The organism is Parasphingorhabdus sp. JC815, assembly GCF_040717415.1.
Taxonomy (GTDB): Bacteria; Pseudomonadota; Alphaproteobacteria; order Sphingomonadales; family Sphingomonadaceae; genus Parasphingorhabdus.
Genome location: NZ_JBFEFM010000004.1, coordinates 285,226 through 297,359, shown reverse-complemented (window position 1 = coordinate 297,359; position 12,134 = coordinate 285,226). Strand labels below are relative to the sequence as shown.

12 protein-coding genes and 1 tRNA gene are annotated in these 12,134 nt (G+C 50.0%); 4 read left to right on the top strand and 9 right to left on the bottom strand.

Translation table 11 applies throughout. The annotated features are described in order from the left end of the window. The first annotated feature begins 179 nt into the window (after positions 1 to 179). Positions 180 to 1,544, top strand: a complete 1,365-nt coding sequence (locus tag AB1K62_RS11355; RefSeq protein WP_367003652.1) for an FAD-binding protein — start codon at positions 180 to 182, stop codon at positions 1,542 to 1,544. 75 nt (positions 1,545 to 1,619) lie between these two features. Here AB1K62_RS11355 and AB1K62_RS11350 read toward each other — a convergent pair whose 3' ends face one another. From AB1K62_RS11350 to AB1K62_RS11335, 4 genes are all read right to left on the bottom strand, one after another. After that, entirely contained in the window at positions 1,620 to 2,231 is a 612-nt protein-coding gene (locus tag AB1K62_RS11350) for a hypothetical protein (protein WP_367003651.1), read from the bottom strand. 45 nt (positions 2,232 to 2,276) lie between these two features. Beyond that, on the bottom strand, positions 2,277 to 2,630 hold the full coding sequence (locus AB1K62_RS11345) for a hypothetical protein (protein ID WP_367003650.1): 354 nt from the start codon (positions 2,628 to 2,630) through the stop codon (positions 2,277 to 2,279). A gap of 287 nt (positions 2,631 to 2,917) precedes the next feature. Continuing rightward, a tRNA-Val gene (locus tag AB1K62_RS11340) sits at positions 2,918 to 2,992 on the bottom strand. A 43-nt stretch (positions 2,993 to 3,035) separates the two neighbouring features. Continuing rightward, on the bottom strand, positions 3,036 to 3,428 hold the full coding sequence (locus AB1K62_RS11335; protein ID WP_367003649.1) for a response regulator: 393 nt from the start codon (positions 3,426 to 3,428) through the stop codon (positions 3,036 to 3,038). Positions 3,429 to 3,545: 117 nt separating this feature from the next. On the opposite strand from AB1K62_RS11335, the gene AB1K62_RS11330 reads away from it, so the two are divergent. Beyond that, complete coding sequence (locus AB1K62_RS11330; protein ID WP_367003648.1) at positions 3,546 to 4,466, top strand: N-formylglutamate amidohydrolase; 921 nt, start codon at positions 3,546 to 3,548, stop codon at positions 4,464 to 4,466. Positions 4,467 to 4,728: 262 nt separating this feature from the next. Here AB1K62_RS11330 and AB1K62_RS11325 read toward each other — a convergent pair whose 3' ends face one another. The 3 genes from AB1K62_RS11325 to AB1K62_RS11315 are packed head-to-tail and all read right to left on the bottom strand — an operon-like array spanning position 4,729 to position 7,571. Next, positions 4,729 to 5,262, bottom strand: coding sequence for a cytochrome b (locus AB1K62_RS11325; protein WP_367003647.1), 534 nt, complete (start codon positions 5,260 to 5,262; stop codon positions 4,729 to 4,731). 26 nt (positions 5,263 to 5,288) lie between these two features. Then, positions 5,289 to 6,068, bottom strand: coding sequence for a SapC family protein (locus AB1K62_RS11320; RefSeq protein WP_367003646.1), 780 nt, complete (start codon positions 6,066 to 6,068; stop codon positions 5,289 to 5,291). Positions 6,069 to 6,119: 51 nt separating this feature from the next. After that, complete coding sequence (locus AB1K62_RS11315; protein ID WP_367003645.1) at positions 6,120 to 7,571, bottom strand: FAD-binding oxidoreductase; 1,452 nt, start codon at positions 7,569 to 7,571, stop codon at positions 6,120 to 6,122. 138 nt (positions 7,572 to 7,709) lie between these two features. On the opposite strand from AB1K62_RS11315, the gene AB1K62_RS11310 reads away from it, so the two are divergent. Together AB1K62_RS11310 and AB1K62_RS11305 are read left to right on the top strand one after the other, a co-directional pair. After that, positions 7,710 to 8,204: a hypothetical protein gene (locus AB1K62_RS11310; protein ID WP_367003644.1), complete on the top strand. Its 495-nt coding sequence runs from the start codon at positions 7,710 to 7,712 to the stop codon at positions 8,202 to 8,204. A gap of 162 nt (positions 8,205 to 8,366) precedes the next feature. Continuing rightward, complete coding sequence (locus AB1K62_RS11305; protein WP_367003643.1) at positions 8,367 to 9,743, top strand: DEAD/DEAH box helicase; 1,377 nt, start codon at positions 8,367 to 8,369, stop codon at positions 9,741 to 9,743. A gap of 124 nt (positions 9,744 to 9,867) precedes the next feature. Here the strand turns inward: AB1K62_RS11305 and AB1K62_RS11300 are convergent, their stop codons facing one another. Both AB1K62_RS11300 and AB1K62_RS11295 read right to left on the bottom strand, forming a co-directional pair. Next, a complete protein-coding gene (locus AB1K62_RS11300; RefSeq protein ID WP_367003642.1) occupies positions 9,868 to 10,458 on the bottom strand; it encodes a hypothetical protein in 591 nt (196 codons plus the stop codon). Positions 10,459 to 10,631: 173 nt separating this feature from the next. Further along, positions 10,632 to 12,059, bottom strand: coding sequence for a sigma-54 dependent transcriptional regulator (locus AB1K62_RS11295; RefSeq protein ID WP_367003641.1), 1,428 nt, complete (start codon positions 12,057 to 12,059; stop codon positions 10,632 to 10,634). Positions 12,060 to 12,134: the final 75 nt, after the last annotated feature.

Genomic DNA, 12,134 nt, shown 5'->3' with positions numbered 1-12,134 from the left:
TTTTATTAAGCAATAAGGACCAAATCAGCACTAGCTGCGGAGCGCTATGCAGGTTTCAGCCTATCTTAATCGGACTGTCTTCGATGATTTGAAGATGGAGCGGCCATATGAAGAAGGGGAGCTATGATGCGTGAGCAAGCTGATTATGATGTCATTATTGTTGGTGGTGGGGCGCAGGCATGGCTGCTGCGCTCCACGCCGCCAATGAAGGCGCAAGCGTTGCGTTAATCGAGGCAGACGACAAGCTGGGTGGTTCAACCGCGCTGTCAGGTGGCGTATATTACGCTGCGGGAACCAGTGTTCAGCGCGAACGCGGTATCGACGATGACACGCCTGATGCGATGTTCGAATATTATATGACGCTCAACCAATATCGGGTTGAAGCCTCCCTTGCCCGGAAATTATGCGACCATGCAGCAGAAAAGCTGGAGTGGTTAAAAACATTGGGCGTAAACTTCCCTGCTGAAAGTCTCTATAGTTCCGGAGTCGAGAGTATTCCTCGCGGTCATGCTGCACATGGCAGAGGCGCAGAAATCGCCGAGGTTCTTGACCGTGAAGTGAGTAAAAATAATATCGACGTCGTTCTGGGCAGCCGTTTGGAGGAACTGGTCATTGATCCGGATGGCCGGGTGACAGGCGTGCGCGTAGGCGGCGACGTCATTACCAGCCATGCCGTAATATTGGCTACAGGCGGTTTTGGCGCGAACCCCTATTATCTCAATCAATATTATCCGGATGCAGCAGAGCAGCACGACAAGGCGTGGTACATAGGTAGCCCGCATTGCCAGGGGGATGGTTTGCAATTGGGACAGGAAGCGGGAGCCGATATTGTCGGCTATAACCGCGGCATATTGTTAACAACGCCGGATTTCAAAAAGGAACTGGAAGTTTTTGTTCCGGGCTGGTTGACTTATGTGAACCGTGAAGGACGGCGGTTCATTAACGAGATGGCCGAATATGCTGTTATGTCAGGTGTTATCAAGGCGCAGACAGGCGGCAGTTGTTTTGCCATATTCGACGAAGAAGCCAGACGGACGGCCAAACCGAACAAACAATATGAAGATGCCTTTGCTGCAGGGATTATCTCCCTGAACTGGATTGCTGATGAAATTGATGCCCAGATCAAGACAGGCAAGGTGATACAGGCCGACACGCTTGAAGGTCTGGAAACAAAATGCGGAATTCGGCCAGGGTCGCTCACGGCTACATATGATAAATATAACCGTGATATAAAATCCGGTGAAGATAGCATGTTCTTCAAGGATCATAACGAAATGAAGCCCGTAGAGACGGCTCCATTTTATGCCGTTGAAATTTTGCCGGCCATTATCTGTCTGACATCGACAGGACTGCGTATCAATAGCCAGACACAGGTGCTGGACGAGCGGGGTCAGCCGATTAGAGGCCTATATGCCGCAGGAGAAACAACCGGAAACGTGCTCGGAGAACGTTATATCGGCGGCGGAAATTCGATTACCAATGCGATTGTTTTCGGAGCGATAGCAGGTGTCGAAGCCACGAAAGAAGCACGGCGAAATAGTTGATATTTCCTTCTACATAAAGATGTTCATTATTGGCTCGCAAACCACAAGAATCGTAGCCGGTTCCTTTGGGGGCGCTCATATATTTCGGGCAGCAATATGCCCCTCATATATCGCTTTTTGAAGATTTCGCGGTGAATTTGCGTCACCCACAATTGTCACCATGTCTATGCAATCGTGTAATTCGTCGTAGAGACTCCGCATCGGCATATTGGGTGTTACAAGCACAGTTAATTCCCCCGCTACTTCGATAGTTGGTGCTTCATATGTTGGTGCTATTTCAACCGTGTTTTCAGAGATAGACTTGATTCTGTGCCGCGTTAAAATCTTTAGTTTGCCATCTGTTTTTGCCATGCGTTCAAGTGCAGGCTCGACTTGCAAAGCATCCTCAACTTTATGTCCAAAAGCTGTGAAGGGTGTAACGAATGTTACATCTACACCCTCTCCGACCAAATATTCTGCAACACCGATAGCTTCATAATGGCCGGTATCATCTAGTATAACGGCGCTTGAGCATTGCCAATTACGGCCCTCGGTCAGTAGACTGATGCTCGATAATATGTTCGGCAAGTCATATCCAGACATAGGCTCGCCGGGATTGCTGTTTTGTATGCCATCCATACGGGGCAGCGAGCCGGTAGCAACGATTACAGCATCAGGCTCCTCTGCAAGTATCTTATCTCTATCCATAAAAGTTGACAGGCGCACATCCACGCCATGCCGGTAGATTTCTTGCTAAAGCCAGACGGCAATGTCAGCGATGCCATGGCGCGTTGGCAATTTTGCAGCGATGTTTATTTGCTGAAATATAGCCATCCCGTAAGGATTGACGGCCTTCATCAGCTTCGCATATCCTTCGTCAAGGGTTGGGTCCATCATATTCAACGGGCCGAGGCTGGTTTCATGCACCCCTAAAATCTCGAGAATCGTAAGGCCACAGCCTCCACGGGCACGGCGTTCATGATAAGCGATAAGATCATCATTCATCACGCCGCCGCCAATTCGGGTGCCATGCGCTGTACGAACGACACGATTTGGCACCGTACATCCGGCTATCTGGATCGGATCAAATATCTTGTTAAGTGCCATATCCCCCGCCTCCTATCCTTGTTTCGCATCGGCCACGCTCAAGATATGGGCGACCTCGGGAATTATTTTCCTATATTATTCAGTTGCTTGCAGTTATCGAGGCTTAAAGCCGTCAATATACTATCGCTAATATAATCCCGAAAATAAGGGCGAAAGCTCCTGTTAATTCAGGTAGCACAAGCGATTGGATTCCATTGTTTAGCGTGACCGAAAATGGTGTTGCATGGTGCGCGGACCCATGGCGGGCACGGTTTTCCTGCTTGGTGATTCTTAAATGTCTGGAAACATGGTGGGCGTAGAGAGAGTTGAACTCCCGACCCCTTCGATGTCAACGAAGTGCTCTACCACTGAGCTATACGCCCACGCTGTAGGCCGTCTAGCCAGCCCTATGACAGCGCGCAAGACTTAATTGAGTTCGCCGATGCTATCCGGCTCAAATAGCCGCTGCACCTCCAAAACAAGATCCTTCAGATGGAACGGTTTGGAAAGGATTTTGGCTTTGGGAACCGTTTCCCCGGCACGCAGGGTTACGCCAGAGAATCCGGTAATGAACATGACCTGCGTATCGGGGGATACTTTGGCACAATGTTGGGCAAGCTCGATACCGTCCATTTCAGGCATCACAATATCGGTTAACAGCAAGTCGAACTTTTCCGATTCGTTTTCCGTCGGTTCAAGATAGGGGAGTGCAGCTGTTCCGCGATCAACCGCGACAACATCATAATCGGCCTTTTGCAGAGCGCGTGTCAGGTGCTCACGCATGGACTGTTCATCTTCCGCAAGGAGAATTCTGATCATTTGTTGGGCAATCCCTTGTCAATATTGCTTCAATAGCTACGGCATTTATGCCTAAACCGGACTATAGGTGCAAATCTCTTAACATTTTGGTTCTGTCAGCAGCTTTTATAGGATATTATGCCGTCTAACAAATGGAAGCATATGGCGGATCATATCGGCGATAATATTATATTACCCTCATCAGGCGGGGATGATGAGGATTTTACCACCTGTAATGTCGATGATTTGCAATTACCGCTGTTGATCAGTGTACCGCATGCGGGACGCGTTTATTCCGAAGATATAATGAGCAATCTGGCGGTTCCGGCTGTGCATTTATTACGCTTGGAAGATCGCTATGCCGACCGGCTTGCAAGCTCGGCGATCTCCAGAGGATTTCCCACCATTATCGCGCATCGACCACGGGCATGGATAGATTTGAATCGCAAGCCATCGGAATTAGATGTCGCTATGATTGAGGGGCTTTCCTCTAGCCAGTTACCTGCGCCCAGCCGCAAAGTGCGGGGAGGGCTGGGCGTCGTTCCAAGCCGGTTGCACGGCGCGGGTAATTTGTGGCGGCGCAAATGGCAATGGGCTGATATTAACGGCCGTCTGGATAGCTATCATGAGCCTTATCATGCAAGCATATCAGAAATATTAGAGCGTATGCGTGCAAAATTCGGTGGTGCTATTTTGCTTGATCTACATAGCATGCCGCCACTGAAAGAGGATCAGGACGGCGTGGATATGATTATTGGCGACCGATTTGGCCAGAGCGCCGGTTCCCGCTATTCAGAGCTTTCATTAGCTTTTCTACAGCAATCGGGCGTCAGGGCGCGGCTAAACCACCCCTATGCGGGGGGCTATATTCTAGAGCGTCATAGCAAGATTGAGCATGATATTCATGCACTTCAACTGGAGGTGGATCGCAGCTATTATCTGGACAGCCTGTTACGGGAACCGGCTAGCGGGCTATCTGCTGTCGCGAATATAATCGCGGATCTGGCAATGCGGTTAACCGATCAAATGAACGGCCGGTTCTTACTCGCCGCAGAATAGCCTGCGAAATTATCTGATATTGTTGATAGTGATCAAAAAAAACCACCCCGCTAAAATAGCGAGGTGGTCAAGGTTCAGGGAGGTGGCATTCAAAAAATGCCGGTACTGATCCTAATCGGGGGATGCGGATCAGCACTACTGATAATGTGGTCCTTTGCTTATAAAGTTGCAAGGCCTCTGGACAAATTTTTTGTTACGGCTTCACAAATATATGGTTTCGCAAGAAACAGTTTCTATTACGTAAGCAGCTAAAAACAGCGGTTCAGGAGGGCCACATCCGCTGGATCAGATTGTCCCTGTCGAGAAATTGATGTTTTATGACTGCGGCCAAGTGAATGAGAAGCAGGACGATCATCGCCTTACCGGCCAGTTTATGCCCCTCATGCAATGTTTCACCCAGTGCTTTTTGACCTTCGACTGGCAGCATCGGCACATCGAACAGGCCGAAATAACTGAAAGGGGCTGGATAGGTGGACATCCACAGCCAACCGCCAATTGGTAGTCCGATCATGAGGACATAGAAAAATATATGACTGATCCGTGCAGCAAGAACTTGCCAGCCCGGCATAGTGGCGGGCAATGTCGGTGGTTTATTGCCTAGCCGCCAGGCCAGCAGACCCAGCGACAGGAACAATATCGAAATACCCACAGCCTTATGCGTATTCATATAGGGGCCGCGGGCTTCACGGGAAAAATCTTCGGTCAGTTCGGCCAGACCGATGTTGGTTATGACAAGAAGTGCAATGATCCAGTGAAGCCAAATTGCCGTTTTGCTATATCTGCTTCGCTGGACCATATTTCCCCCTCCTGATCATCGGTTATCTATATAGCAGGTGCTTCCGTAACCTGTGGAACCTTGCCTGCTTCAACCTGTTTAGCAAATACTTCCCGCATGATCTGGAGCGAGAACAGATGTGCATAAATCAGAGGCAGCATACCGTTCTGGTTCATTTTGCGTAATTCATCTCCGCGCAGCTCACGGAGTTTTTCTTCATTTACCATCTGGAAACCGCGATAGATAAAAGGTTTTTCAACGCCGGTCTGCTGTATTGATACTTCGCCTTCCATAAGGAGATCCAGTTTTTTCAGTTCCTCGACAAATTGTCCGGTGCGCTGTCCAGCCTGTTCGAATTGTTCACAAAATTCCAATATGTTTTTTGTGTTTTCAGAAGGCTTTTCATCTTCAAACAGGGGATCACCTTCTTTGAAATCGCCAATCGCTTCGGTCGTGGGATCAAAACACAGTGATAATTCTTCCGAATCAGGCTGTAGCTTCGCAAGCATGAAAGGATAGCGACGCACATAGGCAGGCACATAAGCAGGCTGATTAAACCGGCCTTCTTCGTCCATAAATGTATTCACGCCCTCGTTAAGTCCCATGAGGATGAGAGGAACGCTATTATCACCAATCGAAAAAACAATCGGATAATTGCGCGCGGCATTGGCAAATTCGTCAACTGTCAGAGGAATTGCGTGCTGTTGCTGCATGAATGATGCGTTATCCAGCCCTTTGACTTTCCAATCGCGATGTTCTTTGGAATTGAGCGGCACCAGATCTTTGTAAAACATAGGTAGAGCTTGAGCTTGCGGCGCACTGGCCATAGGTAAATCTCCGAAATATTATGTGTGACTAATCTTTTTCTTGTAGCGGCTTTAAGTGGCTGAAGCCTCTGACGCAAGAGGAACCAGTTTGCCCGGATTCATTATATTCTTCGGGTCAAGTGCGCTTTTGATCGCGCGTAAGGTCAATATCCGGGCATCACCGGCCAGCCGCTCCAACTCATCGCGTTTTGTTTGGCCGATCCCGTGCTCCGCTGAAATGGATCCGCCTGCGGCTACTACCAGATCATGGACCACCGGAGAGATAGTTCTGGCCGCTTGCTCTACCCAATGCGGCCCGGTCCCGGCTTCTTTCGGAGCTTTCACATGAAGATGCACATTTCCGTCGCCCATATGGCCAAAAGCAGCGACTTTCGTCCCGGGGAAGACTTGTTCAATATGCACGCCAGCGTCGCTGATAAAATCAGCCATCTGCGCTACCGGCACGCTGATGTCATGTTGTAAGGCAAGGCCGTCGGCACGTTCCGCTTCGGAAATCGAATCGCGGATTTTCCAGAAAGCCTCGGCCTGACTTTCATTGGCAGCAATTGCTGCGTCATGGATAAGCTCATTTTCCATAGCCTGGGCCAATAGCCCTTCGGTAACGGCTGTCGGGTCGGCGGTTTCCGGCTGGTCACGAACGATTTCAATCAGCACGTTCCACGGCGCATCCTCCGCCAGCGGCGTCCGGGTGCCGGGTATGTGTCTTAATACCGCATCCAGACAGGACCGCGGGATTATTTCAAATCCCTCCAGTAAGCGGCTTTCACGGCTATTGAGAAATTGGAACAGCTTATAAGCGGCCTGCGGTGATGATACACCGGCCCATGCAACACAGCGGTCGATGAGCGCCGGAACGGTTTTAAGCGTTGCTGCCGTTACGATACCGAGCGTTCCTTCCCCGCCGATAAGAAGCTGTTTCAGGTCATAACCCCTATTATCTTTTTTAAGGGCGGATAGTCCCTCATATATGCTTCCGTCAGGTAAAACCGCCTCTAATCCAGCGACCAGTGCGCGCATTGTGCCATGGCGCAAAACTTGAGTGCCGCCGGCATTGGTGGATACCAGTCCGCCTATGGTTGCTGACCCTTTGCCGCCCAATGTCAGCGGAAACCGCTGGCCATGTTCGCCCAGCGTGTCGTGAAAATTCTGCAAAATGACTCCGGCATCACAGATGGCTAGCCTATTTTCAGCATCAATATCGCGGATGCGGTTCATCCGTCGCAGCGATAACAATACAGACTGTCCTCCGGTATCGGGTGTGGCTCCGCCAACCATGCCGCTATTGCCCCCTTGCGGGACCAGAGCAATCATGTGATCATTGGCAATCCGGACAATGGCGGATATTTCGTCAGTTGACGCAGGAGAAATGAGGGCTAGCGCTTTGCCGGTATAGCGACCACGCCAATCGGTTAACCATGGTTCCATATCGGCGGGCGCACTTGTAAACCCTTTCGGCCCGACAATATCGGCCATGCTGTTCAACCCATTGGCCATTTCCGGCATTATTCACTCCAAAATACTAAAGATTCTTATATGTATAAATGTTTTACGGTCGAACACCAATATCACTGTAGAAAAGATAGTTCATCCATTGTTCAATCGCTGATGGTATAGGCTAGTGTTGGTAGTTAGGGGTTTTCGGTGAGTCTTTCGCTCTTTGCATCATTGCTATTGGTGACTCCGGTCACATCAGAGCTGCCTGTTGCCGATCCTCCTGTGAAAGCCCAGGGGGTTTATGTTGGCGCTACCGAACATGAATATGCACAGGTCCGAATCGAGAAACGCGTCATCATACGGGTTCCACGTCGTCGCCCGGTCAGATCAGCGATTATGGCAGATTTCGCGGAAAGCATTTTATCACAGAGGTATAAAGAAAAGAAAATTGGCAAATGTTTGCCGATGAATAACATTTTGGGTGTGCGCGGCTTTGGCGACCGGCATCTGGATTTAGTGTCTAAAAACAACCAGATGGTGCGAGTGCGGTTGAAGAAAAAATGTCAGGGAAGAAGTTTTTATTCTGGATTTTATATGGAAAAATCCGATGATGGCAAAATATGCTCTGGGCGGGATATTCTCCATTCGAGAACAGGCGCGAAATGTGAGATTGACCGATTCCGTTTACTTGTACCAGAATGACACAGTTCTGGCAGCGACGTTATAATTATTCTTTTTGAATAGTTGAAAATGCCCGAAGATGTTAGATAACTTGACAAAAGAGGCATTTCGCACCATCTCCCCAAATGGCTTTTACAGGCTTTTTGATCGTGCAGTCATGCATCCATATTTTCCGGAAACACTATGAAATTTGCCGACCTCGGCCTATCTGATGAATTATTAAATGCTGTCGCTGATGCGGGCTATGATGAACCGACGCCTATCCAGGCACAGGCCATCCCGTCCGTTTTGATGATGAAAGACATTATCGGCATCGCGCAAACCGGAACAGGAAAAACGGCCAGTTTCGTGCTGCCGATGATTGATATTTTGGCGCAGGGCCGTTCGCGGGCGCGTATGCCACGTTCGCTCATTCTGGAACCGACCAGAGAGCTGGCCGCGCAGGTTGCTGAAAATTTCGAGAAATATGGCAAGAACCACAAGCTCAGCATGGCGCTGCTTATCGGCGGTGTATCTATGGGAGATCAGGTAAAAGCACTGGAAAAAGGCGTCGATGTTTTGATCGCCACTCCGGGCCGGCTGATGGACCTTTTTGAGCGTGGACGGATTTTAATGTCCGGCTGTGAATTGCTGGTTATTGATGAAGCAGACCGGATGCTCGACATGGGGTTTATTCCCGATATTGAGCAAATCTGCTCTAAATTGCCCACTAACCGGCAGACCATGCTGTTTTCTGCAACCATGCCGCCGCCGATCAAGAAACTGTCCGATCAGTTTTTGAATAATCCGAAATCTATCGAAGTATCGCGACCAGCGACGGCTAATACATCTATTGAGCAATCCATCATCCATGTTGCGCCGCAAGCGAAACGCAAGTTGCTTTATGGCATATTGGACAATGAAGGCGTCGAAACCGCGATTATTTTTTGTAACCGTAAGGCCGAAGTGCGCGATCTGTGCCAGCAAATGCGTAAAGACGGATTTGATGCCGGACAAATTCACGGCGATATGGATCAATCTTCACGATTAGACGAACTGGATCGGTTCAAATCCGGTGAAATCAACATATTATGCGCTTCGGATGTTGCAGCACGCGGTCTGGATATCAAAGGAGTCAGCCATGTCGTGAATTACGATATTCCCTGGCATCCCGACGACTATATCCACCGCATAGGCCGAACCGGAAGAGCAGGCGCCACCGGCGTTGCTATTACCTTTGTGACCAAGCGCGATGACGAGCATGTTGAAAGCATTGAAAAGCTGACAGGTATGAAGCTGCCGGTGCGGGACAGCAAATCGGTCAAGCCAGAGAAAAAGCAGAGCGGTAAAAAGCCGTCAGCAAATAAATCGTCATCTGATCGGGCAAAGGATGATAAACCCGCTAAACCGCGTTCCGATAATCAATCCGGTGAAGCGAAAAAACGGCCATCGAAATCTGCGGAGAAACAGGACCAGCATCAGGCTGCCTCTGCTAAACCGTCCCCGAAGCCAGAGGTTGAGGACGATAACGGCTGGAACGGACCAGTTCCCGGTTTTCTTGCAGTGAAGCTGGATCGCTAAGCACCGTATCAAATATTAGTGGTTTTCGGAGCGTTTTCTCAGATCGTTTTCATCGCAACGCTGACAATTTGATAATGAGCGGGTCTATATCGCCCTCGCTTTTATCAGCTAATGTGCAATCCGCTTAGCGCAACGTCAGGCTATCCAATATCTGCTTGACCAGCGGATCAAGTGTTTCGGCCTTTTCAGCCGGATAATGAACCACCGCTTTGATCAACGTGCCATCTGGCTTCCGCAAGAAACGCCGAGCTGTTTTCTGACCGTCTTCCAGTGTTCCGGATGCGCGATATTCATTTTCGGTTACAAATCCGCCAGTCACGCCACTCCCGGCGTTTTCCAGTTCTTTGACTGCATCAGTCAAATCGGCATCTTCAAGATTTTCCACCCACCCTGCCTTCAGTGTCACCTGATTTTGGGCATCGCTGAATGTCTGACCATCATTGTCGCTGGCGTCTTCGTCAACGGTCCAGTCTTTCGGGACCAATATGGTAAAACCGCGCATACGGTTGGCATAGCTGGTCATGCTGGATGTATCTATGGCAGCAGCGTCGGCATCTTCCTGATCCCGGATGGCTTTGCTGGCTTCATCCGCTTTTTTGGCGAGTTCTTCGCTGGACGGCACGTCATCGACGGCTTCCTGTTTACCGCAAGAAGACAGGAGCAAAGCCATAGAAAGGGCGGTGCAGAGCGGGAATGATTTTTGCAACATTGTCATATTCGCCAGACTTAAAGAGTGGAGGAGTAAACATCAACTGGAAGATTAGGACCATAAGATCGGGAAGATCAAGCATGATGACCAGATACTATGCACCAGATGTTTTAGGGGCGTATTCTTTTAGGGGGCCGTATATAGTCCTGTGCAGCAATTGTCCTGTCACGGATTTGCGGTCAGGCCGCATTATCAATGCCAAGGTCAGCTAGCTTACGATAAAGTGTCGAGCGGCCAATTCCCAGTCTGCGCGCTACCTCTGTCATGCGACCGCGATAATGCCCGATGGCCAAACGGATCACATCGGCTTCAATTTCTTCCAGTGGGCGTAAATTGCCGTCCTCGGCATATAGAGTCACGCCGATTCCTTCCTGATTATTGAGCAAACGCGGCTTGGTTTCGCCGGAATTGGCGACAAAAGATGCAATTTGCGGAAATTCATCACAGGTCAGCGCATCACGGTCGCACATTACTGCGGCCCGGAACAGAACGCTTTGTAGCTGGCGAACATTACCCGGCCATTGATAATTACTGAGTAAATTAAGCGCTTCGTCGGTAATGCCAAGACTACGCAATCCCGGTTGCAAGGCAAGCCGCGTCAGGAAATGCCGGGCAAGCCCTGGAATATCGCCGGCGCGATCGCGCAAAGGAGGGATAGTGAGTTGGACGACATTTATACGGTAGTAAAGGTCCTCGCGAAACCGCTCTTTGCGGACTTCCTCTTCCAGAGAGCGGTTGGTCGCGGCAATGATTCGCACATCAATCTGGAAACTATTGGGGTTGCCCAGCGGCTGTATTTCCGAAGTTTTCAGAAAACGTAGCAGACGGACTTGTGTTTCAGGAGGAATCCGGTCCACTTCATCCAGAAATATCGTGCCGCCCTCTGCCTGTTGAAGCAGTCCGATCTTGCGGTCAAAGGCTCCAGTAAACGCGCCTTTTTCGTGGCCGAATAAAACGGAATCAAGTAAATTGCCGCTAATGGCAGAGCAATTGACTTTCAGAAACGGTTGTTTGGCGCGCGGGCTTGCCGCGTGAATAGCATCGGCAATGACTTCTTTGCCGACGCCGGCTTCCCCCTCGATAAGAACCGGGACACGGGCGCGGGCGGCTTTGGCAGCGATCGCCAGTGCTGCGCGAAAGGCGGGAGCGGAGCCAATAATTTCTTCAAATTCGAGCGGCGCGGAGATTTTTTCGCTAAGCGGTTGCAATTCTCCGGCTTGTTTGGAGTTTTCCACCGCTGCGCTCAGCGCCTGCAACAACTGTTCCGGAGCGACCGGCTTTATCAGATAGTCGATCGCACCTGCTCGCACAGCATTAACAGCTTCAGAAATCGAGGCATCGGCGGTGAGCATTAAAATCGGCAGAGCCGGGCGGCGGGATTTCAGCTCGGCAATGAGTTCCGTGGATTCAGGGCCAGGAACCCAGTGATCCAGAATGATGGCGTCGAGCATCATACCATCCTGCGTGCCGAGTGTCGCAATCGCGGTTTCAGCATCCCGTACAAAAATTGTGCGGTAGCCCGCTCGCGATGCCACTGCAGATATCAACCGGCATTGTGCCGGTTCATCATCTATTAGCATCAACAATTTTGTGCTGTTTTGCGCCATTTTTACCCTATAGCTGCGAGATTGAAGTATTTCTGTAGCAACGAGGGGTAAAGACCGGATTAAGAACCACTAGTG